Raw genomic sequence first — 24,152 nt, forward strand, 5'->3', positions numbered from 1 at the left:
GATGACTTTTTTTAGGGACATTCACCCAACAATATGAGTTCGAATAATGTAGCACTATTATGCAGATACATTCGGTAATACAACCATACGATCATTATTGGCGATCGGATCAAGTAACACCTGCTCATCTAATGACCAAAAATCCCCATTGTGTAAGCAAGGCGAAGGTTGAATTGAAAAGCTTCATGCGTATGCTGTGGGAACAACATATAGCCTGGACCAGGATGACCATCCTTAGCTTGGTCTTTCATCTACCTGATGTGAACGTGGTTACCGCCCGGCTTCTTCAAAATGCAACAGATATGGGGAATTCACTTCGGCCTTTGTATGGTGATCATGTAGCTCAAACATACGGTAACTTAATTAGGGAGCATTTAGTGCTTGCTGCGGACTGTTAAAGCAGCCATAGCAGGAGATCAAAATCTGGTTGCAACTACAGAAAAAAAGTGGTTTTCCAACGCCGATGAAATTTCCGAGTTTTTAAGCCGTATCAATCCCTATCTACCTAAAGAAGAATTTAGGAAAATGTTCTACGAACACTTAACTTTAACAAAATCAGTGGCTGTCTCAATGATCACCAACGATTATAAAACAAGTGTTCAGATATATGATAAAATTGAGGCGGAAGCGTTAGAGATGGCGGATACGATCACTGACGCAATCGCTAAACAATTCCCTGGAATATTTATGTAATTCCACTTATTTTAACAAAAAAGCACAACCTTCAAAAGGCTTGAAAGGCGTACTTTGCACATCGGGGAAGTTTAAAAACCTTTTAACTTATTGAAGAACTTGGATTCGACGCTATAGACGCTGGCGGTTTAAATGAATTCTGGCGACAACAGCCTGAAACCCCCAGCTATCGCGAACACAACGCAGCAAGTGTCCGCCAAGCTTTGTCCAAAGCAAGTCCCGAACGCAGCGCTGAATCTAAAGCCTAAGTATTTCTTGGGCGGGAAACTAAGACGAAAGGACGCCGTACCCGGCTATAAGCCAGCGGAGTCTTTTAGGTCTACCCGGAATTCAACTGTTCTCGTATAAAATCTTTACGGGCGATCTTAACCGACTCTGGTGTGATCTCCTCCACCACTCCGCCATAATCCTCAAATGTCACACGTAATTCTTCATCGACGGATACAACGTATACATGTACCTGGGTTAAAGCCGCTCCAAATAGCTCCATGTCTGTTTTCAACATTTTATATGTATGCTTCAAGACGATCACCTCGAATATTTCATTCGGTGAACAATATAACAATTCCTTCTACGACAAAAATCCCTGTAAATGCTATCCCTTGTTGCTTACGAGATTCAACTGGATGTCACAGCGCCCTTCCCCTTCCAACCATAGCAGTTCATTAAGCAAAAAAGTCATGCCATCCATAGAGCGTAGCTGGTCAATGGTTTCTGAAACAACCTCCATGAGATCACGCTGAATGCCTTCTGCCAGTTGCAACCCACCACTGTCACCATCGACGAATAAGTGTGTATGTTCGGGATGCTCCAACCTCCGCACATGACGCATCCACAAACGTCCGTCCTCAATGTGAAAGAAGTAGCGTCCATCATAAAGCACACCTTCATATATTTCATACATATGTAAATGGTCAAAAGGTCCATATACCATTGCCACCCATTCTAGTATGGTTGATTTAGTCTCCATTTTTATGCACTCCTTCTTAGTGTTTATCCGTCCAACTTGGTAAGGGCTCCTGACAATTCCCTTATTACCTAATGGGTGGGTTATGTAGCAGCGATTCACTATCATTACAAAACATATTTATATCGCAAATACATTGTTATACACAAAATTGGAATTTAAATTTCTAGCATCTGTGTTCTTCACATCAAGAATATATACTGCTTCATGTTTACTCACGTAGAATTGCGGATTAACTTGCTGTACAATAATGAAGAACCACTTTGATTAGATGCGAATTTTTGTACTATCTTATCATCAACTATGTCAATAACGAGATTGTTGCCGTGGTCATAAATCAATATTCCGATTTAACGTTATTTCGTTATTTATAATATAACCATATAACGTTATTGTCAATATATTTTTGCGTTATTTTTTAGTTTCACTTAAAATCAACACAAACATAACTAAGCAAGAATCAAGGGGAAGGAACGGTCGATTATATGTCAAAAAAAGCTATAATCGTAGTCAAGCTTGGAAAGATTCTGGAGTCAAAGGGAATGACACAAGGGACTTTATCTCAGTTAACAGGGCTACGCCCAAGTACCATTAGTGAAATTGTCCGTGGTTCCCGTAGTGTTTTGAATAAAGACCATCTGGCAAAGATTATTGAGGTACTTGAAATTACAGATATCGGGGACATAATTGAAATTGATTACATATTGAATGCCAAAGAAAGTACTGAATAATCCAAAAAGGACCAGAGCTGCTGAGGGTCCTTTTTACGTTGGGACAGAGTTTCTATTGGTGCAGAGGGAATGTTAAAAAATCAGCCACTATAAGAAACGAGCTCCAATGCAGTTTTAGTCTTTTTGTTGGGAGCCGTAAAACCTCAGCTTATATATTCCACTTGCATCAAAATTGTTTAAGAACACCTCTGGCATTCATATATCACTGTTACGTTGGATACTACTCTAACGCACTCCCAAATCTTCAGGAAGCAGTTATTCAACAGAACATTGGTGGCCCTATCATAAGTATAAGGAAGAACTAACACTTCACCATAGAAATAAACATCCTAAAAATCAACATTTATTTATAGATATAGACTTTAATGTTTAGACAATCCTTCTAACCCCGTTTTATAATTCAGTTGTCACTACATATATTAGGAGGAAGTCATGAAAAATATCATGTTTAAAAAACTAGGAACAATCATGTTAGCTCTTATCATTGGGGTTTCAGTGTTCTCATTGTTCCCTACCGTTACAAAAGCTGAGACTACAAATGTAACTTGGAAAAACGGATCTGTAGTAACTTCTCTAGGGAGCGTAGGACAAAGCGACAAAGCGACAGTGGGAAAAACAAAAGGAAAATGGTATTGGGAAGTAAAGGTTAGCCACAGTATTTCATTAGTAGGAATAACAGGTGAATCTGGTCCGAAATATCAAGGATACTACGGTTATAGTGGTCAAATTATAAATAACATTACATCAGACGTACGAACAGCTTATGGTCCTACGTTTGGACTTAATGATGTTATCGGTGTTGCACTGGATTTAGATAGCGATAAAATTGTTTGGTACAAGAATGGTGTTTCCCTGGGAGCCAACACCGTTAAACCATCTGAACTAGAAGGGTCTCAGGTTTTCCCGATGGTCATGAATGGAACATCTGGAACAATGACTTGAAGCCAATTTTGGAGCAAGCGCTTTTAAATATTCTGTACCAGAAGGTTTTTTACCTTATCAAGCTACTGGCGAATCTACAAAACCTGACCCATCTACAAAGCCTGATCCATCTACAACACCGGATCCGTCTACAAAGCCTGATCCGTCTACAACACCGGATCCGTCTACAAAGCCTGATCCGTCTACAACACCGGATCCGTCGGATACAGATGAGTCCTCCCAACCAACTGGTGACCGCGCTATTCTGACTGTAACAATGGACAATGGATTGGATAAAGAATTCGATCTGAGTAAGAAAGAACTGAGTGCCTTCATCGCTTGGTATGACGCAAAAGATGCCGGCAGAGGCGCTTCATTCTTTGCCATTGATAAGCATAATAACAACAAAGGTCCATTCAGCAACCGGAAGGACTACGTAATCTTCAATAAAATCCTTACCTTTGAAGTAAGCGAGTATTCAACTAAATAAACATTATGAAGGACTTCATATCGGCTAACATGCCAATGAAGTCCTTCTTTACAGTTACTCTAATCTCGAAATCACGCCTAAATTGCACTACTGGACGATACATTTTTTCTAGACTAAAGGTTTGCAAATCGTTTTATTTCAGGTCTCCAAAAGCGTAGAGACCGCGCTGTGCTTGAGGTTGTAATGTGTTAGTGAAGGGAATTAAACCCCCGGCTTTGCGACATAGTCTGATCTGACAGACTGAATCGTTTATACAATTTTTAGCAACGCATTACGTCCGATATCACATATTAATGAAATGCCTTTAGAATAGAATGAGCCACTGTTTATTATCATTGATGTAAAACTTGAAAAGTATTACATATTCAACACTAATATTCGATAATAAAAGGTAACAAGATAAAATGAGCAACTACCTCAACCGATGAGGATACTCACAGGAGAATTCATCATGCCAAAGAAAGTTTTATTGATTACTCTACTTTCTGTAGCTCTAACAGCTTGTGGAAGCAATATAAAAGAAGAAACAACAAAAGCAGGGTCTAATTCTTCAAGTACATCCTTTGCTACAGAACAAACAGCGAGCAATGAGAATACTGCTCAGCAAAGTTCTACAAATAATCAGGTCACAGATCAACAATATTTATTTGCCGAATTCATGAAAAATGGGACACCTGTTTTAACAGAAGATCAAGCTTCTATGGAGCAAGCATCTTACGACTTCATTGTTAAAAACAGTGACTTATTTCCTTCAACAGATAAAAGCAAAGTCATTAATCTAGTAGACAAATCTGTAACAACAAAACACTTAAATAAAAATCTGAATTTATACTTAAACAAATTTGTAAAAATAAGCGGCGATGTAATAGATATAGAAGAAGATAACATTGCTGCAGGGACAATGGCTATCGTTTATATTAGTGATGAAAATGATAATACAGTAATGGCAGTATATCCAGGTGCAAGTGGAGAAATCTTTGAAGGAGACGTTGCTTCAGTTATTGGAGTTCCTATCGCTAATTTTTCGTATGAAAATGTTTCAGGTGGTTATACGAATACTACACTGTTAGCAGCTTCTTTTCTTTCAAAAGAAAATCAATAATTTTAACAAAGTAAGCCCTTCGGGGCTTTTTCTTTTAAATCACAACAGAATTGGTGAAATTAAGTGCGTTCCGGTAAAGTTCCCGTAAGATACTTAATTTTTTAAGAAATTGTATATTCACTATGAAAAGCGATCTTTCAGGTGAGATTGTGACTCCTTCCGATGGACAATGGATTGGATAAAGAGTTCGATCTGAGCAAAAAAGAACTGAATGCCTTCATCGCTTGGTATGATGCTAAAGATGCCGGCAGAGATGCTTCATTCTTTGCCATTGATAAGCATAATAACAACAAAGGTCCATTCAGCAACCGGAAGGACTACGTAATCTTCAATAAAATCCTTACCTTTGAAGTAAGTGAGTATTTAACTAAATAAACAACAAGAAGGACTCTATCCGGCTAAATGCCCATTGAGTCCTTTTTTTACATTTACTGACTAAAGGTTTGCAAACTGTTTGCATTCTCCTCACTCCAACAAAAAAGCGCGGCTTCCAAAAAGCTTGGAAGCCGCGCTGTGCTTGAGTTTCATAGAATGCTGGTGAAGGGAATTGAACCCCCGGCCTACGCATTACGAGTGCGTTGCTCTACCCCTGAGCTACACCAGCAGGTCAGTGTAACTGACAACAAAAACTATTATACTCTTAGTTACATAAAAATCAATCACTTACATCAACTTTTTCAACTAGGATTTGGATTTAGTTCGGTAACATTTCCTGTCGCGGTGCCAGATAGTTTATCTGCGACGGAACGGAGCTTTTGGTGACTGGAGGAAGGCTTGTCACGGCGATCATCAATTTTGACCGAGGTGGAAACGCGCTTGGCTCCTGACAGGAATGGCGCTTCGTGCAGCGCAGCAATGGCGGTGAACACATCGTCCAACGAACCTTCAATAATTGTACTCATGGAGGTAAGCTCATAGGTAATTCCTTTTTGCGTCTTCAACACTTTTTGCATCTGGGCAACGTAGTCGCTCAGGCTTGTACTCCCCGTACCAATCGGGATCACTGTCACTTCTGCAATAGCCATCGCCAAGTTCCTCCTTTAATTTAAAATCGTCACTTCTTTAAAAATCTAAAACCTCAGTCCGATAGAGCGAGCAACCTTATTTCACAAAAAAAGTTCATATGTATGCTGCTTGTTTCTGTAGGAAACATCTTTATCATTCATTGTACCGTTCAAACAGCCTCAATTCAAATACAGCCCGCGACTTCTCTGCATATTTTGATTTTCCATTCCTTTTCCTTTACGTATGGCTTCGAATGTTGCTATAATACTCCTTGCACTTATTTGAAATTTTAAGTTTATACACACAATATGTTGGGTTAAATATTCATAACACGTCTAAATATAGTGATGTAGCCGATAAATCGTACGGGAACCATCTTTTCCCCCTTCATTGGCAGGTGCATCGCTATTTCTATGTTATTGGATTACATACAGCCCCCAAATGCTGTCTGAACCATCGCTTTTTCATCATTATCTTTTTCATCATGATCATTTTCATGCCTATTCCCTAAGTATGAATTCCAAATCAGGAAAGCGAGGAATTAATCCTATGCCACAACTCGTAACCAAACCAAACAATCGCCAGTTGGCTTTTGATGAAATACGCATTTCCGTATATGCCGACCGTGTACTCAGCGGGCTGGACAAGCTGGATAAAGATCGTCTCATTCGTGGTGTAACCAGTAAGCTGCGCCGGGACGAAGTGACGGGAGATGAAATCAGCAACGCGTTTGCGATGGCTGCCCTTGAACTGGTTAGCAAAGAAGAACCAGACTGGAAATTCGCTGCTGCGCGTGCTTTGCTCACTTCCTTATATAAAAAAGCGGCTACTCACCGCCGTTACAAATCCTACGCAGACGAGCCTTACGGTGCTTTTTATCCACTCATTACCGAGTTAGTCGAAAAGGGAATCTACCGTCAAGAGCTGCTCGACTACTATACCAAAGAGCAAATTGACGAGTTAGGCGAAGCCATTTTGCCACAAAATGATTTGCTGTTCGATTATATCGGGCTATTGACGCTGTCTGAGCGCTATTTGGCAAATGATTTTGATGGACGCGTGATGGAACTGCCACAGGAACGCTATATGATCATCGCGATGTACCTGATGCACCAAGAACCTGCCGACAAGCGTATGGAACTGGTCAAGGAAGCATACTGGGCGATGAGCAACATGTACATGACGGCAGCTACACCAACCATGTCCAATGCCGGAAAAAAGGTGGCCGGACAGCTCTCCAGCTGCTTTATCGACACCGTAGACGACTCGCTGGAAGGCATTTTCGACTCCAATACCGATGTAGCCCGTCTCAGCAAAATGGGCGGCGGCATTGGCGTATACCTCGGTAAAGTACGGGCACGTGGCTCCGACATCCGTGGACACAAAAATACAAGCTCCGGCGTCATCCCGTGGATTCGCCAGCTGAACAATACAGCGGTCAGCGTAGACCAACTGGGTACACGTAAAGGCGCGATTGCCGTCTATCTGGACGTATTCCACAAAGATATTCTTGCGTTCCTCGACCTGAAGCTGAACAACGGCGACGAGCGGATGCGTGCGCATGACGTGTTCCACGGCGTATGTCTGCCCGATCTGTTCATGGAGCGGGTGGAAGCACGTGGCGAATGGAATCTGTTCTGCCCGCATGAAGTGAAGAAGGTCATGGGCTGGAAGGATGACAACGGCCGTCCACTGGGGCTGGAGGATTTTTACGATGAAGCCTTTGGTACAGGCTCCTTCCGCGAGAAGTATGAGGAAGCGTCACAGCATCCAATTCTCTCCCGCATTACGGTGCCTGCTATCGACATCATGAAGCGCCTGATGAAATCGCAGTTGGAAACAGGTACTCCGTACATGTTTTACCGCGATACGGTAAACCGTGCGAACCCGAACCGCGCCCACGGTATGGTATATTCCTCCAACCTGTGCACGGAAATTATGCAAAACCAATCTGCAACTGTAGTGGAAAAAGAAGAACTGGTCACCAAGGACGGACAAACACGCATTGTCATTTCCAAAATTCCTGGCGACTTTGTTGTATGTAATCTGAACTCCATCCATCTGGCTCGCGCCGTTCCGGCAGGTGTGCTGGATCGTCTCGTACCGATTCAGGTACGTATGCTGGATAACGTTATTGATATTAACAATATTGAGGTGCTGCAAGCACAATATACGAACAGTCAATATCGCGCAGTCGGTCTGGGTACGTTCGGACTGCATCATCTGCTCGCACTTGAAGGCATCCGTTGGGAATCCGATGAAGCGGTAACTTATAACGATCATTTGTACGAAAAAATTAACTATCTGGCTGTAAAATCAAGCATGGAGCTCGCGAAGGAAAAAGGCCGTTATGCCAAATTTGAAGGCTCTGACTGGTCTACCGGGCATTATTTCACATCCCGTGGCTATACGGACGGTACACGTGAAGGCAAATTTGTCACCACGTCCGAGTGGAGTGAACTTGCGGAAGAAGTCAAACAAAACGGTGTTCGCAACGCATGGCTGTTCGCCATCGCGCCTAACGGTTCCACCTCTATCATCGCAGGTTCTACGGCCAGCATTGATCCATTGTATGAGCTGCTTTCCTATGAAGAGAAAACAACCTACAAGATCGCTAACCCTGCACCGGACTTAAACGAAAAAACGATCTGGTACTACAAAACGGCTTTCCTGCTGGATCAGCATGCTTCGATCAACATGGCTTCTGCCCGTCAGCGTCATATTGATCAAGGCCAAAGCTTTAACCTGTATGTGCGCCCGGATATCAAAGCTACTGAATTTCTGGAACTGCACATCCATGCCTGGAAATCAGGTATGAAATCAACCTATTATGTACGCAGTCGCGCACTGACGATTGAAGAATGCGATAGCTGTGCATCCTAAAATAAAAGGAGAGAATCTCCCATGCAGTTACAAAAGATTTTTAACACGGAAGCACCTAACCGCTCTACCCGCATTATTGAAGGCGAAAACTCCGGCATTCTGAACTGGAACGATATTCGGATGCCGCATATGTACAAGCTGTACAAGGTGCTGCTGCTCAACCACTGGATTCCGGATGAAATCCCGATGTCCAAGGACGCATCCCAATTCCCAACACTGGATGCCGAAGAACAGCGCACGTTCAAAATCAACATCGGCCTGCTGGCCGTGCTGGATTCCATGCAAACGATGTTCGTCGGGGATGTAAAACGCTACTTTACCGATTCTTCACTGGAAGCTGTGTCGGCCATTATCGGGCAGCAGGAAGTCGTGCATAACCAGTCCTACTCTTACGTGCTGTCCTCTCTGGTATCGGATCAGGAGCAGAAGGAAATTTTTGAATACTGGAAAAATGATCCTGTGCTGCTGGAGCGTAACACGTTCATCTCAGACATTTATCAGGAGTTCCGTGATGAGCAGAATCCGCAAACCTTTTTCCAGGCGATGGTGGCGGACTTGATTTTAGAGGGCATTTTCTTCTATAGTACGTTCGCTTTCTTCTATAATTTGGCCCGTGATCAGAAGATGATGTCGACCAGCCAAATGATCTCGTATATCCAGCGGGATGAAAATCAGCATTGCTACTTTTTTGCCGAAGTGTTCAAGCAATTGTTGTCTGATTTCCCTGAGCTGGACACGAAAGAAAATACGGATTATGTATACCGCATGATCGACCGTGCAGTCGAGTTGGAAACCAACTGGGCGCACTACACGCTCAAAGAGGTTCGCGGCATCGACCTGAACGAACTGGGCGATTATATCAAGTATATGGCGAACATGCGCCTGAGACTGCTCGGTATGGACAAAGCCTACGAAGGTGTAGACGTAAATTGTATGCCTTGGATCAAGCCGTTCTCGGATGAAGCGCTGAACGCGACAAAAACTGACTTCTTTGAAGCAAAATCGCGCAATTACGGCAAGGTCGGAGACGACAACGGATTTGACGATTTGTAATTAAGCAGATACAGCCTTAACTCGGTATTTACCGGGCTAGATCTTTTAATTAATTCCCTATACTCACCCGATTACACAAAAACAGCCTAACGATGTATATACGTCGTTAGGCTGTTTTGTGTTTCTACAGAATCCAGCAACTGATTGCGAAAAGCACAGGAAATCTTGGAAAAGTGCCCTATGGATTCAATGGAATAATCCTTACAATTAATAGTAAAGACAATGCATAATCACGTTTGCAACACATTGAGCGGCTACACTTTGAAGGGGTGCTTGAACATGATAAATTTGGCAAAACGCAACTATTGGTCTCTTAGTATTTTTAACTTCGCTTATCTGTTTACATGGTCTGCGGCCATGTCTTTTTTTGTCATTTGGCTGGGGCAAAGCCTGGGGATTTCAGAAACCTACACGGGGTTTCTATACGCGGCTAATTCAATCGTCGCCTTGGTCATGCAGCCCCTGTTCGGTTACTTATCCGACAAGCTGGGCTTGAGAAAACATCTGCTGTACATACTCTTTACGATCCTTTTGCTCGTCGGACCCTTTTTTATCTATGTGTACGGTCCATTGCTTCAAACGCAGTTCGTCATTGGTGCCATTGTCGGTGCGCTATTTATCGGCCTGGTGTTTAATGCAGGTAACGGTGTCGTCGATTCGTATATGGACAAAGTTTCGCGCAAATACGGCTTTGAATACGGACGGGTTCGTATGTGGGGTTCACTCGGGTGGGCGGCGGCTACTTTTGTTGCGGGACGGGTCATCAATATCAATGTAAATCTGACCTTCTGGATTGCCTCCGTATCCGCCGTTGTTGCTATGATCTGTATCTTCCTGACCAAAGTCGAAATTTCCGGACAGGAGCAGCAAAAAACAGAATCGTTGAAGCTAATGGATGTGCTGCATCTCGTACGTACCACAAAGTTCTGGTTTCTTATGCTATTTATGGTGGGTGTGACCCAAATTTATGAGGTATATGACCAGCAGTTTGCCACATATTTCGTATCGCAGTTCAGTTCCAAAGCGGAAGGAAATCAATTCCTTGGCGATTTGAGCGCTGCGCAGGTTTTCCTGGAATTTGTGTTCCTGTTTGTTACCCCTTGGTTTGTGAACAAAACGACCGCCAAATGGGCATTGATTATTGCCGGGGCGATTATGTCGTTGCGTATTATCGGTTCTTCGCTGCCATTCGGTTCCATATGGGTGGCTGCGATGAAGATGATTCACTCCCTGGAGAAGCCGCTTATTCTGGTGGCCATTTTCAAGTACATTACCGTTAACTTTGACCAGCGGTTGTCCTCCACCATGTACCTGTTGTATTTGTTTATGGGCTCCCTGGTGGTTTCCGTTTTCTCGCCAATTGTCGGACATATGTATGAAGTTATGAATTTCCCAATTACTTATTTAATTCTGGGTTCCATTGCAGGTCTGTTCACCATCATTTCCTGCTTTACGCTGACAGCAGACAAGAAGAATGGGGAGCGATATTTGGAGGAACGTCGCAAGCAGGACCTGAAAAGAGCAGTTAAAAAAGCTGAAACAGTTCATTCGTGATCTAATGGTGACATCGACATCCAAATCATAAGGTTTGTCCGCAAGGCTTCATTTGCTAAAAATACACTGGAGCAAGTAGCCGATGTCTCTATGAGCCAAGCGGATCAGACAGCCAGCACGGCGCAGCAGACTGCCGGAATGACGGAAGATGTATCGGCAAGCGCCCAAAAGCAGGCCATTGCGGTAAAAGAATTATCCGAAGTATCACGTAATCTGACCCATTCCGGGTGAAGACCAACGAACAATAGATATTTATTTAATCACTACCTATTTTTAAAAGGGGATGAACCTAACGCCGTTTGTGGCAAGGTCATCCCCTTTTTTAGTTTCAGCCGAATCTTCGAGATACAATTTTAAAATAGTCTCCTGCCCAGAAGCTGAGAAGTTCACCTTCGTCCGGCGTGGCGCATACATATAACCTAGAACCGTGTAATCCAGTTCATAGCTCCGCAGTATATCAACGCTACTCACGACGGAGGCATCAACGCTGTTTTTACTTGCTTTGTATAGGAAGGATAGCCGCCCGTATGCTGGAGCATTTCGATTTCACGCAAAATACGCGGCAAGTCAGCGACCGAGTTCATGACGATGTGGGCTCCTGCCCTTTTTAATCCGTATACGTTCTGTCTGCGCCGTTCCTCAGCCACTCTGTCGTCGGATTCACGGTTAGTTGCTTGCGGCGCGGTCAGCGCACCTTCGCTATGATTCAGCACACCTATTGTCCACACACCAGCATTCCTGCCCTCTTGCATATCTGCTGCCGTATCTCCTACTTTTACAATATCGCTAAGCGGAAAAACCTGTAATCGGTGTGCAATCTCATAGATCATCCATGGATAAGGACGCCCTTGTGAAACTTCACAGGGAGCTACTGTGCAATCCAGTGCATATGGGGACTGTTCAGGCGTAAAAACGTTGCCCAGCATCTCCATCGGGCAAGATGCGGTGGCACCTGACTGAATCCGCCGATCCTGCAACTCATTCAGCGCTTTATCCATACCGAAAGTGGGTTCAGCTCCCTGGATCAAGGAACGGAGAACAGGGACAAGCTCAAGGTAAATATGCTCAATATCCGCCCTCCCGGGGTGCGTACCGAAGCAATCCAGCCATTTTTTCCGAACCTCTGAAAGTGCCAGCACATTCGCAATATGATCACGGATCGGTAATCCTCGCCCATGAGATGCCTGTTCTTCGGTTACCTGCACACCCTTCCATCTGAAAATATCGCGTATTCCCTGGATTAAGCCTCGTCCTCCGGGGTCCAACAATGTACTTTCGAGATTAAAAATAACCGCTTGTATCATGCAATCCCCGCCTCTCCGTAACGCGGCTATCCGCTGTCATTATTTCTTAGGACCATGATACACAGCTAACGTAAAATGAAGTGCCGTAAAGCGTCAGCGGAGTGTAATTGAAAATAAATTCCTTGATTGGTTGTGGATTACTGATTGTGATGAAGTGTACTAAGGAGGAATCGCAACATGAGACATCCATGGAATGAATATAATCCCAAGATGCCTTGGCGAATGGAGTTGGGTTGTTATGCGCTGAACAAACTGGCTTGCGGAGGACTGGTGTTCGGCCTGTTATGGGCCTATTGCTATATAGCAGAGGCAATTACGGGGATTCCTGTAACCATAGCAGGTAATGGCGGTGAGCTGACCGCGCAGCTATGGGCATATGGTTTTGCCCTACCGGCCGCTCTTGTCGCCGATGCACTGCACGATCTCTTGCCCTGGCTGCGAAAACCGGAGCTGCTCACCCTGTACCTTGCCGCAGGATTCAGTATCTTCCTCCTGCTCGGTTCTTTTATATCGCCCGAAGGAACGGGAGTCTCATGGAATAACGGCATCGCGGGTACAGTGATCACATTACTATATTACCGGGGAAGGCATTATGCAGGAAGACCTTGGCAGAGCCGTGAATTTGGGGTACAGATCATCTTGGCCTTCCTCCTGCCCTTACTATTATGGATTATAGGGCTTCAATAATGTCACCCGCAATGACCGAGGCGGCATGCTGGCGATGACGCGCTGCTGCTTCTCCAGCCCTGCCGTGCAGGTATACTCCAAAGGCTGCTGCCTGCGAAGCACTCAAGCCCTGCGCCAGCAAGCCTGCAATGATGCCTGTCAGCACATCACCTGCACCGCCTGTCGCCATCCCGGCGTGGCCTGTCGTGTTGACATAAGCCGTTCCGTCCGGGCACGCAATGACGGTACGCGCTCCCTTGAGCACCAGCGTCACCCCGCGTGTTTGGGCGTACTGCCGGGCATGGGCGATGCGGTCACGCTGCACCTCGGCCGTCGATATGCCCAGCAGACGGGCCATCTCGCCGGGGTGCGGCGTCAGTACAACCGCCGCGCTTCTCGGCTTCCAGGCATCAAGCTCTGGCCCCGCTGCAGCGAGGATGTTCAGAGCGTCCGCATCAAGTACGAGCGGGCCGCCGTATTCTTCCCACAGGCGGCGCAGCCAGCCGGTGTCTCCTGCGAAGCGGCCGAGGCCGGGCCCGACGGCCAGCACATCGCGCGTCTGCGCAAGCTGAAGCAGCTCGTCCGCGGAGTCGGCGTTCCACTCGCCGTCTCCACCTGCGGCTGCGGCAGCGAGCATCAGCTCCGGCGCGGCTCCAATGAGGCGCGGCAGCAGCGCTTCGGGCACCGCCCACGTGACAAGGCCGCTGCCGATGCGCAGGGCGGCACGTGCGGCCAGCAGGCCCGCGCCGCTCATGCGCAGGCTTCCCGCGACGACGAGGACGTGTCCGTAGGTGCCCTTGTGCCCATCCGGCACGCGGCTGCGGCTCACGTCCACGCCCAGCGCTTCGCGCAGCGTGTCGCGGGTCAGGAGCCGTAGCTGCACGCCGTGCTCACGGGCAAGCCCGGGCGGGATGCCGATGTAGCGTACCACTACATCGCCTGCGTTCCCGGCGCCCGGGTATTGGACGAGCCCACGCTTCAAGTAGGCGAGGCATACAGTGACGCGTGCGCGAATGCACGGCTCGTGCAGCACACCTGTGTCGGCGTCGAGGCCGCTAGGCACGTCTACCGACACCAGCGGCACGCCGCTGGCATTGGCCTCGCGAATCAGCGAGGCGTAGGGTTCGCGCGGCGGGCCTTGTGTGCCCGTGCCCAGCAGGGCATCTACGATGCCGGAGGCGCCGCGCAGGTCAAGGGCATCCCGGCCGTAGACCAGGGTCGGGATGTGCAGAGCCGCGATGGTATCGCGTTGCACCGCCGCTTCGCCGCGCAGCGAGTCCGGCGACTCAGCGTACACAACGGTGACGCGCAGGCCCGCATCCGTCAGATGACGGGCCGCCACCAGACCGTCGCCGCCATTGTTGCCTTTGCCGACGAGAATATACCAATGCTCCCGTGCCCACATGGCATGCCGCCCGTGGCTCCAAGGCTCCGTCCGAATAACACCGCCATATCCCGGCGTATCCCCAGGCCCTGAGTGGGCGACCTGTTCACCATAGAATGGACCCTCATCATATCCTTGCTTGGCAGCATCTTGCCCCACTATATATCTGCGTTCCGTACCGTATGCTGAATCCACATGGCTTTCCGAGAAGCTCTTATAGCTCCATCCACTTTCCACAGCGTAGAGCTTCAATACCTCGTCAGCTACCGTACGCCCGGCATTTTCCATCAAGGTAAGGGCCGGGATGCCCAGCTTGTCAATCGTATACCGATCCAGTTGCCGCATTTCTTCGGCGGTCACCATATACATGCTTCTTCGCCTCCCGTATTGCCATCCCTGTTTTTAATACCCGACCGTAAAACGGGAATTCACAAATTCCCCTTCCACCAGCTCATCAATCAAAGCAACCGCATAATCCTCAACCGAGATGCGGCTGTGACCCAATTCATCAACAACTACATGGTCCAAGCCAATGCGAAACTGTCCTGTACGCCGTCCCGACTCAATGATTGCGGCAGGACTGCAATATGTCCAGTCCACATCCGCAGCACGATACAGCTCCAGTGCTTCGGCATGTGCGGCTGCCAGTGGCTTGACTTCCTCTGGAAACTCGGCGGTATCCATCAGACGTTCACCGTTTTCCGTTTTCAGGCTGCCAGCCCCGCCGACTACCAGTATGCGCTCTGCGCCGGAACGCCGGGTTCCTTCCAATAAAGAACGGGTTGCTTCGAGCAATTCTTCCTCGGCTCCAAACTTAGGACCGTAGGCGCTAATAATGGCATCATGTCCTTTCGCCACGGCTGTTACGGAATTGGGATTCAAAATATCTGCTTGAACGACCGTCAAATACTCACTTTGCTCCGTCACACGCTGCGGATCACGCACCGCCGCCGTCACCTGGTACTTGCGCTTGATGGCCTCCTTCACCAATGCTTGCCCAATGGTTCCTGTTGCTCCAAAAATAATGATTTTCATATGTCCTTGCCTTCTTCCTGTCTATAATTTCCTTACTATTACTTATCCACTTCGGCCCTTGCTCAAACCCCGCCCGGCTGCCGCCAGTACATCCCTTCCGATCCAGGGCTGGTCAATTGGAAGCCGAATTGCGCATACAAGCGGTCGGCTGGCTTGTCTGCGATCAGCGTCGCAAAGCTACCCGCTGGAACCTCACGTTTCAAATAGGCCATAATCTCTTCCATAAGCTTACGCCCGTAACCTTTTCCCTGATGGGAGGGCTTGACTGCAATATCCGTCACCAAAAAGAAAACACCGCCGTCACCGCTCACCCGGCCCATGCCGATCAATTCCTGCCCGATCCGTAGCGTCAACCCAAACAGGCTGTTCGGCAGGCCCTTGGCTGCTGCTGCTTCTGTAATCTGCGTCAGACCCGCCTCCTTCCGCAGTGCCCGATACTCCTCAACGGATGGAACGACGTACTCCACGCGAAGCTGCCCGTCCGGATGATTCGATCCTCTATGATGTTCTGCGGTATTTTCTATATACTCGTTCATGCTGAATCTCCCCTCCCTGCTTATCATCTTGTCTATTTTACCAAAAAATACTTCATATATCTCTGTCAGACGTGACCAAGCCCTTGAAATGCCTGTGTGGTCTGTGCAATAGTGTAGAAAGAACAATGGAAGGAGGGATTGCGGGTGTCCCCGACGGACTTCGCGGCATTGGCCGCATATATCTCACCCGGTCTGATTGCCGTCCTGCTGGCATTGTCTTTGCTGGTGTGGCTGTATGTTCACAGCGCAGCCCAGCTTCGAAATTCACGTCAGCAGCGGTTGAATGAATTACAGGAATCGCTGCGTATCTACGGACGATTGGCAGGCTATCTCCAAACCTCCACTCAGAACGGCATAAGCAACAGTGAAACACGCCAACATCAGAGTGGACTGATTCATGCCCTTCAGGAAGCGAAGGCTGCTCCCTATTTAACCCCGCACCTTCAGGAACAGGTTCAGGCATCTCTAAGAGAATGTGACGCATTCCGCAGGGAATTGCTTCTCAAATCACTGGAGCGCGAAATGAACAAACTAATCGACGAACGTCGACTTGTTCTGCTGGAATCGCATGCTCCGGGCTGGGGTACGGCTTTATGGAAGCTGCTGCGTCCCGCTGCCGGGCCTTTGGCGCTGACGGGTATAGTGTGGCTAATCTCACGGCTGATTGTGGAACTTATGTCGTATAGTACAATCTATAATAGTCTGCCCGAAGCTGTCCCATCTGCATCCTGGCTCATATGGTGTACATGGATGAGATTTGCTTCCGGCTTGATCGCCCTGCTGTACGTATACCGGTTGATGACCCTGCGCAGACAAAATGATCTGGATGTGACGGCATCCCATTTCCCGACAAGCCTGTTGTCCATTATGATCGCCGCCGTTGCCCTGTTTCAATGGATCGGACCGGAGGCTTCTCCCTACATACTGGCTGTGCAGCTTGCCCTGTTTTTGATCGGCTTCCGACTCACCCGAGGCCGCTCACGGAGTGATCGCCCTTATGTCGGTCATCCCGGCTTGATGGAGGCCGATCCTTCTCAATATCCGGAAATGCACACAGCAGACAGAGACAGAACGTCCGACTCTTCTTTGGCGGAGGAGCATAGCCGTTCCTAAACGGCAAGCGAAGCAGGATCATATACAGCATGAACGTTCAACCGCATACCCTCGCAGGACATCCCGACAGACACCGAATGGTTTTTATGGGGTGTCCTGTTTTTTGAACAATTTTAGGCTTTTTGATGGGTTAAGCTTGTGCCGACAATCAAGGAAAGGGTATATTGTTTATATAAATGTAAATCATATCGTTTTTTATGTATGAATATTGAAAAAAATCCATATATGTTAAACTATCATCAATTGTTGATGTGCGTTAGAATTGGAGGAACTATGCAACTGGACATTTCTGAAAAATCACTTCCCGTATATGAAGCACTGGCCAGCGAGGTACGGCTGAACATGATTGTTCTGCTTGCGGAGAAGCCTATGAATATACGCGAGTTGGCGGAAGCGCTGGGACTAAGCAGTGCCATCATGACCATGCATGTTAAAAAGCTGGAGAGAGCGTCCATTATTTCGACCAAAATGCTGCCCGGACGCGGTGGCGTTCAGAAAGTATGCTCACTGGCTACGGACAAAATTGAAATAGCCATGCCCCGCTATCAGCAGGATGTACGGCAATTTCATCATACGGAGATTTCCGTCGGGCACTTTACGGATTTTGAAATTCAGCCGACCTGCGGGCTGGCTACCGTCGAGAAAATTATCGGAGAATTCGACGAGCCTCGTTCATTTCTGGACCCTGAGCGCTTCAATTCCAAAATTCTGTGGTTTAGCCAAGGATATATGGATTATAAAGTACCGAATTTCCTCCTGTCCAGCCAAAAGGCCGAGGAGCTGGAAATTTCGATGGAGCTATCGTCTGAGGCCCCTTTTACCAATGACAACTGGCCTTCGGACATTACCTTTTTTCTGAACGATGTGAATCTGGGGACTTGGACCAGCCCGGGAGATTTCGGCGATAACCGGGGAAAATACACACCTGCATGGTGGCCTGATTTTATCAACCAATACGGTCTGCTCAAAAGACTTCGCGTTACGTCTGAGGGTACCTTTATGGACGGCAAGCAAATATCCAATGTGACCTTAAGCCAGGTGCTGATTGATCAGAAGCAATGGAAATTCCGCATTGCCATTCTGGATGATGCCAAGCATGTTGGAGGGGTTACCCTGTTCGGTACCGGATTCGGTAACTACAATCAGGACATTCTGTTCCGCTTGTACTACAAGCCTGCGGAAAACCATACGAAAACAGCAACGGTAGAAGCTGGCGACAGCAGCAAATAAACTTTCAGACCATTTTCCTTCTCAGACCCTAAAACACGGCGCTTTGCCCCATGCGTTCATGGCAAGCAAAGCACCGTGTTTTTATTTTTTCATCTTGTTCTAACGTGCCTTTTTGCCATACGTTATGACTGCCGCACAGGTTCAATGCATACGGGTGAAGGAACTTCCAGCACATATCCTGTTCGAGTCAAGCGTCCGTCATCGCCGTGAATAGCAAAGGATACGATATTATTCCCGTCCTGATTCGCGACAACCAGATACCCGGACAGGATGTTGAAGTTACGCGGCGTGCTGCCAAAAGTCTCCACCCATTCAACCGTCTCCAGCTTGCCGCTGTCCAGATCGACATGGTACAGCACGATGCTGTTATGCCCCCGGTTTGACACGTACAGATAGCGTCCACAAGGCGTAATCCGAATGTCCGCGGCTGTATTTTCCACATCTATGATGCCTTCCGGCAGTGTGGACAAGCTTTGAAGCAATTGAAGCTCCCCGTTGCGTTCGTTGTAGCTAAATACAGCGACAGTATTATTCAGCTCGTTAGCCACAAAGGCATAGGGACGCGAAGGATGAAAGACCAGATGACGCGGACCGGAACCGGGCGGCAGGTCTGCCTCACGATGGGTCACCAGTTTCCCGTCTTCCGTCAAACGGTATACCACAATCTGATCCAGCCCCAGATCACATATCATTGCATACTGTCCTGAAGGATCAGGAATAATCGAATGCGGATGTGCCGCATCCTGACGGTCCTGACGAATACCTGAGCCGGTATGTTGAACCTGCCCCGACATTTCCCCCAACCCGCCAGCTTCCGTCACCGGGAATACCACAGCATTACCGCCTGAATAATTGGAAGCCATTACATACCGTCCATCTGCTGTCACTGAGACATAGCAAGTATGCGCCCCTTCTGTCCCTTTTCGATCCAATGGGTGCAGCTCTCCCGTCTGCGCATGTACCTGATACGCGTACAACTCACCTTCCTCTGTTTCACTGGCGGCATACAGCTTCGTTCCATCCGGGTGCAGTGCCAGAAATGAAGGCCGCTCGATTCCTTCCACGCCTCCAATGATGCGCAAATCACCGTTTTCCACATGTAAAGCGCATATATAAATACCTCTATCATCGCGAGACGCATAAGTTCCTGTATAAAATAACTGTTCATTTCGCTCTTCCATCGGCCCTCGTCTCCTTTGGGCTGTTGCCCATATTTTATCGAGCTGTATTTCATTCCTGCGTCTTCTTCATAAACTCATCATGCATTATTACCCAAGATTCAGTCGTTTCATTTACGATTTCGCTATGTATACAAAAAATAGTCTCCTTCGGCGCGATCTGTGGTTCACAAGAACAAATCACATTTCACGCCAAAAGAGACTATGTTTACAGGAAAAATAACATTAAACCGCTGTCGTTTGCGTACCTTTGCTGTTCCATTTTACAGCCAGCCCCAAACTAAGAATGAGAATGGCCGCCCCGAAAATGTACGGCAAATTGATATGCACCTCAAACAGCGTACCCGCCAGCGCAGGTCCCAAAATATTACCGATACTCATATAGGCATTGTTCATTCCGGCTGCAACTCCCTGCTCATCCCCGGCCATTTTGGATAAAGCCGTATTAATGGCTGGTCGCAGTAGCGACGTGGCGGTAAAGAAGATGAGCGATACCCCCAGTACATAATAAAAGTTCCCGGAGAGCAGCATAAGCACAAGAGAAATCGCGGAAAACAGAAAGGAGCCGATAATGACACCTTTTTCCCCAAAACGATTCAACAACGGACTGATCACAACCGCCTGAATCACCGTTCCGACCAGCGCCCCTACCGTAATAATGATGGCAATATCACGCTCATTATAATGAAACTTGCCTGTCACGAAGAAAGGAAACATCGTTTCAAAATGCGTCAGCCCGAAGGTTAGGGTGAAAATCATAATCAACAGCATGAAGTACGGCTTGCGAAAAGAAAGTGCAAACTGCTTAATGACATTGTCGCGTTTGACTTTGACATTCCGGAATTTCAACTGTTTCTCCATCGACAAGGTTTCGGGCAGCAAAATCAACGAAACCAGGGCAGCCACACCCGATACTCCAGCCGAAACGTACAAAGGCGTGCGTATCGAAATATCTGCCAGCAAGCCGCCCACACCAGGGCCGATAACAAACCCAAGAGACATGGCCGCGCCCAACAAACCCATTCCCCGACCGCGATTGTGTACCGTCGTAATGTCGGCAATATAAGCCATCATCGGAGGAATCATAAAGGCAGCCCCTGCGCCTCCGAGCAAACGGGATATATACAGCATCGTCAACGAATGCCCAATGGCAAATAATACTGAAGAAATCGTCATGATCACCAAACCGATAATGATCATTTTTTTGCGTCCGTATTTATCGGACCATTCACCAGCCAACGGTGAAAACAGAAACTGGGTCAAGCCGAACACGGCAACCAGGTAGCCTCCCGTTTCACCAGTGCCTCCGAGGGAACCCATGAATTTGGGGAGGATCGGAATGATGAGGCCAATTCCCAGCATGGCAATAAACATATTAATCATCAAAATGACCAACGGCCCCATTTTCAATTGTGACTCTGACATGTTGCGTGTTGTCCTCCTAAGGTTATTTATTTCGCATACGAAAATCTTATTTTGCAACTATTAGTTCAAAACTCTCCACTATATTAATAGACCCACGAGCAAATAACAATCATAAATCACACTAAAATATTATCAATAATCTGAAATAGTCTTAGCAGCTTGCATTTGGCATCGTGGAGTACGTAGATAACTCTTCTGCATATATTATATACAAACATGCGTTCTATATTCAATGCATAAAAAAAGGAACTGCCAGTATAACATTAGCAGAATCCACGCACTCATATAGAGTGCGACACAAAGCAGTCCATTTTATTCGATTATCAAGACTTAATAATGCGTCCTTTGAGTTATAGGAAAATTAACGGCAACTATCTTTCAAAAGATGACCTCATCGCAGGCATATGACCACCAAAATATGGCGGATAAGCGATACTCCATAGAGGAAGGATAGTTATAAATAACAAAAAACACCGGTGGACGGTGTTTTTTTGCTACTGCTATATCGAACTGTTTTTTAAGTATTCGGCTAATTGATCGAACGTCCCGGTAAATCCGTTCTGAACCATCTCTTGTGAAGAAAAGTAGGTTTTGAACTCTTCCTCAGTCGGGGATGAAGGAGCCATAATCATTGTAAGGGTTGTTTTTCCTTCGTTCTCGATGAACGTCATGTTATTCAGGGTTTCCAGAGGCCAGTTTGCATCAAAGGGGGCACGTACTTTGTTACCTTCCTCATCAGAAAAGAAACTGGCGTAAACGATTTTATCCGTTGCAACTATTTCACTGTATAAAAATTTAACCCACATTTTCTCGCCGTCAGCAGGTTGCTGGCTATAGTGAAAGACACCCCCCGGACGGAAATCTGCTTTCGCAACATGAAACATCCATCCTTTTGGCCCCCACCAATTTTGTAGATGTTGTGATTCGGTGAATGCCTTAAACACAAGTTCTCGTGGAGCATTGAAGGTATAAGTGATTTCGATTTGATTTGACATTGTAGATCCTCCAATAATTTTTGTTGTTTTTTATATCTCTCTTTTGCAGATCCTACAAATCCCATTCCGCCATTCCCTGTACGATATTACATTATTTATCAGAAAAGGAGTCGACGCAGACAATCCGCTCCGGCACCACAATTTCGTGGTTCCTGCTTACTCGAGGCTCCATTGCTAGCCGTTTTTCATAATTACTTTGCTTGTAGCTCACTTAAATAATCATCTAAGCGCTCGAATCTATCCTCCCAAATGGTTCGAAAGGAACCAATCCAGTCGTCCAGATATCCAAGAAAGGCTGTGACAGCAGCTTATAGATGCGGCGATTCGCACTTGGATGTACCTCAACGAGCCCGGAATCACTAAGTATACGTAGATGTTTAGACACTTGCGGCTGACGAACACCAAGTCGATCAGCTATTTCTCCTACAGTAAGGGGCCTGTCACGTAAAAGCTCGACAATGTGTAATAATCGGTTGGGTTCGGCAAGTGCACTCAAAGTTTTCATGCTCACGCCCATATAATGTGCCTCCTTTCGCTTTGAATATATTCTATAAGGAGTATACCCGTCAAGGTATACACTATAAGCAAATTTCATCATCTTGGTCATGTGTTTCCTCCTATCAATGCACACGTTGAATACTATGATAAATAGATCTTGATATTCTGTATGTGCTGAAAGAAAATGAGAGAGCTGCTAACGTAGAATACGTCAAAGCCCTCCCATATTATAGACTTGATAATCTATGGCCAAAGATCTTTTTTCAATCTACGCACTCATATAGAGTGCGACGTAACGTTTTTAAGCCGCACACGATACGCACCATTTCAATCCACGCACTCATATAGAGTGCGACTGACACTTTCAACCATTTCACGACTGTTAATGAGGATATTTCAATCCACGCACTCATATAGAGTGCGACAACTACTTTGCCAATAATTTTAACAGTTTCAGCAGATTTCAATCCACGCACTCATATAGAGTGCGACGTGAAACATGGCGGCTCCTCAACCCGAACCAGGGAATTTCAATCCACGCACTCATATAGAGTGCGACCTAACAGCATATTTATTCTGGCTATTATTTCATTATATTTCAATCCACGCACTCATATAGAGTGCGACCCATTGAAATTCCAGTCGGTTGAAGAGTTGCAAATATTTCAATCCACGCACTCATATAGAGTGCGACAACGTTGAAAACGAAAGGGGATAAATAACATGATTATTTCAATCCACGCACTCATATAGAGTGCGACTGTATCTCAACTGCCTGAAACGAACGCTTCTCATGATTTCAATCCACGCACTCATATAGAGTGCGACACTATCCAGACGGTACGAAGGTTGAATTTATAGTATTTCAATCCACGCACTCATATAGAGTGCGACCTGAGTTTCCAACAGATAAAGATACTTCGGTCCAAGATTATTTCAATCCACGCACTCATATAGAGTGCGACGTCCAGTACAGACATCATCCTAGACCCCAAGTATTCCATATTTCAATCCACGCACTCATATAGAGTGCGACATGCCACTTCCTAACCGCCTTACCTTGGACTGCTCTATATTTCAATCCACGCACTCATATAGAGTGCGACAGGAATTTGAATGGGCGTGTCGATGGGGCAGGGGAATTTCAATCCACGCACTCATATAGAGTGCGACATGAAAATCAAACCATAGACAATACACAACGGAATTTCAATCCACGCACTCATATAGAGTGCGACAGGAATGCGAGTTTATCGAGGAGGTACTATGATATATTTCAATCCACGCACTCATATAGAGTGCGACTTAATACGGCTCTTCGCTCTATTGGATGGGTAACGCCGTATAGAAATAGGTTCATAGTCAAGCTTGTTTCAGTAGATTCTTAAA

At 46.5% G+C, this 24,152-nt stretch carries 19 protein-coding genes, 1 tRNA gene, 4 pseudogenes and 1 CRISPR repeat array; of the genes and pseudogenes, 12 read left to right on the forward strand and 12 right to left on the reverse strand.

The genetic code is table 11. From position 1 onward, the window contains the following. The first annotated feature begins 59 nt into the window (after positions 1–59). Positions 60–693: pseudogene (locus tag E0698_RS18550) on the forward strand (acetylglutamate kinase). Positions 694–1,012: 319 nt separating this feature from the next. Here E0698_RS18550 and E0698_RS18555 read toward each other — a convergent pair. Together E0698_RS18555 and E0698_RS18560 are read right to left on the reverse strand one after the other, a co-directional pair. Further along, entirely contained in the window at positions 1,013–1,198 is a 186-nt protein-coding gene (locus tag E0698_RS18555; protein ID WP_238354061.1) for a hypothetical protein, read from the reverse strand. A gap of 90 nt (positions 1,199–1,288) precedes the next feature. After that, positions 1,289–1,663, reverse strand: a complete 375-nt coding sequence (locus E0698_RS18560) for a hypothetical protein (protein WP_192512525.1) — start codon at positions 1,661–1,663, stop codon at positions 1,289–1,291. 482 nt (positions 1,664–2,145) lie between these two features. On the opposite strand from E0698_RS18560, the gene E0698_RS18565 reads away from it, so the two are divergent. The 4 genes and pseudogenes from E0698_RS18565 to E0698_RS18580 all read left to right on the forward strand — a co-directional run. Continuing rightward, positions 2,146–2,391 carry a helix-turn-helix domain-containing protein gene (locus E0698_RS18565; protein ID WP_192512526.1) on the forward strand — a complete coding sequence of 82 codons (246 nt, stop codon included), beginning with the start codon at positions 2,146–2,148 and terminating at the stop codon, positions 2,389–2,391. A 432-nt stretch (positions 2,392–2,823) separates the two neighbouring features. Beyond that, positions 2,824–3,802: pseudogene (locus E0698_RS18570) on the forward strand (SPRY domain-containing protein). Between the two features lie 451 nt (positions 3,803–4,253). Continuing rightward, positions 4,254–4,904, forward strand: a complete 651-nt coding sequence (locus E0698_RS18575) for a hypothetical protein (RefSeq protein ID WP_192512527.1) — start codon at positions 4,254–4,256, stop codon at positions 4,902–4,904. Positions 4,905–5,066: 162 nt separating this feature from the next. Then, positions 5,067–5,279 (forward strand): annotated as a pseudogene (locus E0698_RS18580) (SPRY domain-containing protein); the annotation flags it as partial. Positions 5,280–5,436: 157 nt separating this feature from the next. Here E0698_RS18580 and E0698_RS18585 read toward each other — a convergent pair. Next, positions 5,437–5,508 (reverse strand) — tRNA-Thr (locus E0698_RS18585). Positions 5,509–5,581: 73 nt separating this feature from the next. Beyond that, a complete protein-coding gene (locus E0698_RS18590; protein WP_192512528.1) occupies positions 5,582–5,929 on the reverse strand; it encodes an MTH1187 family thiamine-binding protein in 348 nt (115 codons plus the stop codon). A gap of 529 nt (positions 5,930–6,458) precedes the next feature. Between E0698_RS18590 and E0698_RS18595 the strand changes: the two genes are divergently transcribed. The 4 genes from E0698_RS18595 (at position 6,459) to E0698_RS18610 (ending at position 11,630) form a co-directional block, all read left to right on the forward strand. Then, complete coding sequence (locus tag E0698_RS18595) at positions 6,459–8,792, forward strand: ribonucleoside-diphosphate reductase subunit alpha (protein WP_192512529.1); 2,334 nt, start codon at positions 6,459–6,461, stop codon at positions 8,790–8,792. A 21-nt stretch (positions 8,793–8,813) separates the two neighbouring features. Continuing rightward, on the forward strand, positions 8,814–9,845 hold the full coding sequence (locus E0698_RS18600; protein ID WP_134911418.1) for a ribonucleotide-diphosphate reductase subunit beta: 1,032 nt from the start codon (positions 8,814–8,816) through the stop codon (positions 9,843–9,845). Between the two features lie 279 nt (positions 9,846–10,124). After that, positions 10,125–11,399 (forward strand): oligosaccharide MFS transporter, encoded by a 1,275-nt coding sequence (locus tag E0698_RS18605; RefSeq protein WP_192512530.1) that lies wholly within the window; start codon positions 10,125–10,127, stop codon positions 11,397–11,399. A gap of 90 nt (positions 11,400–11,489) precedes the next feature. Next, entirely contained in the window at positions 11,490–11,630 is a 141-nt protein-coding gene (locus E0698_RS18610; RefSeq protein ID WP_192512546.1) for a hypothetical protein, read from the forward strand. A gap of 236 nt (positions 11,631–11,866) precedes the next feature. Here E0698_RS18610 and E0698_RS18615 read toward each other — a convergent pair whose 3' ends face one another. Next, positions 11,867–12,703, reverse strand: a complete 837-nt coding sequence (locus tag E0698_RS18615) for an HAD hydrolase-like protein (RefSeq protein WP_192512531.1) — start codon at positions 12,701–12,703, stop codon at positions 11,867–11,869. Positions 12,704–12,880: 177 nt separating this feature from the next. On the opposite strand from E0698_RS18615, the gene E0698_RS18620 reads away from it, so the two are divergent. Continuing rightward, entirely contained in the window at positions 12,881–13,390 is a 510-nt protein-coding gene (locus E0698_RS18620; protein ID WP_192512532.1) for a hypothetical protein, read from the forward strand. Here the strand turns inward: E0698_RS18620 and E0698_RS18625 are convergent. From E0698_RS18625 to E0698_RS18635, 3 genes are all read right to left on the reverse strand, one after another. Continuing rightward, positions 13,374–15,122, reverse strand: a complete 1,749-nt coding sequence (locus E0698_RS18625; protein WP_192512533.1) for an NAD(P)H-hydrate dehydratase — start codon at positions 15,120–15,122, stop codon at positions 13,374–13,376. The genes E0698_RS18620 and E0698_RS18625 overlap by 17 nt on opposite strands. Before the next feature lie 33 nt (positions 15,123–15,155). Next, positions 15,156–15,788, reverse strand: coding sequence for an NAD(P)-dependent oxidoreductase (locus E0698_RS18630; protein ID WP_192512534.1), 633 nt, complete (start codon positions 15,786–15,788; stop codon positions 15,156–15,158). A gap of 62 nt (positions 15,789–15,850) precedes the next feature. Continuing rightward, positions 15,851–16,324 (reverse strand): GNAT family N-acetyltransferase, encoded by a 474-nt coding sequence (locus tag E0698_RS18635; RefSeq protein ID WP_192512535.1) that lies wholly within the window; start codon positions 16,322–16,324, stop codon positions 15,851–15,853. 144 nt (positions 16,325–16,468) lie between these two features. Between E0698_RS18635 and E0698_RS18640 the strand changes: the two genes are divergently transcribed. Further along, the gene (locus E0698_RS18640; protein WP_192512536.1) at positions 16,469–17,437 is read left to right on the forward strand and encodes a flagellar FliJ family protein; all 969 of its coding nucleotides are present in this window, start codon (positions 16,469–16,471) and stop codon (positions 17,435–17,437) included. A gap of 273 nt (positions 17,438–17,710) precedes the next feature. Continuing rightward, entirely contained in the window at positions 17,711–18,667 is a 957-nt protein-coding gene (locus tag E0698_RS18645) for an ArsR/SmtB family transcription factor (RefSeq protein WP_192512537.1), read from the forward strand. Positions 18,668–18,789: 122 nt separating this feature from the next. Here E0698_RS18645 and E0698_RS18650 read toward each other — a convergent pair whose 3' ends face one another. The 4 genes and pseudogenes from E0698_RS18650 to E0698_RS18665 form a co-directional block, all read right to left on the reverse strand. Beyond that, entirely contained in the window at positions 18,790–19,848 is a 1,059-nt protein-coding gene (locus tag E0698_RS18650) for a lactonase family protein (protein ID WP_192512538.1), read from the reverse strand. Positions 19,849–20,070: 222 nt separating this feature from the next. Then, on the reverse strand, positions 20,071–21,270 hold the full coding sequence (locus E0698_RS18655) for an MFS transporter (RefSeq protein ID WP_134911426.1): 1,200 nt from the start codon (positions 21,268–21,270) through the stop codon (positions 20,071–20,073). A gap of 500 nt (positions 21,271–21,770) precedes the next feature. Continuing rightward, positions 21,771–22,265, reverse strand: coding sequence for an SRPBCC family protein (locus E0698_RS18660; protein WP_192512539.1), 495 nt, complete (start codon positions 22,263–22,265; stop codon positions 21,771–21,773). Positions 22,266–22,456: 191 nt separating this feature from the next. Beyond that, positions 22,457–22,782 (reverse strand): annotated as a pseudogene (locus E0698_RS18665) (ArsR/SmtB family transcription factor). Between the two features lie 241 nt (positions 22,783–23,023). Further along, positions 23,024–24,068: direct repeats of the CRISPR family, unit length 32 nt; unit sequence ATTTCAATCCACGCACTCATATAGAGTGCGAC. The last annotated feature ends 84 nt before the right edge of the window (positions 24,069–24,152 follow it).

Source organism: Paenibacillus sp. 23TSA30-6, from assembly GCF_014858585.1.
GTDB lineage: Bacteria > Bacillota > Bacilli > Paenibacillales > Paenibacillaceae > Paenibacillus.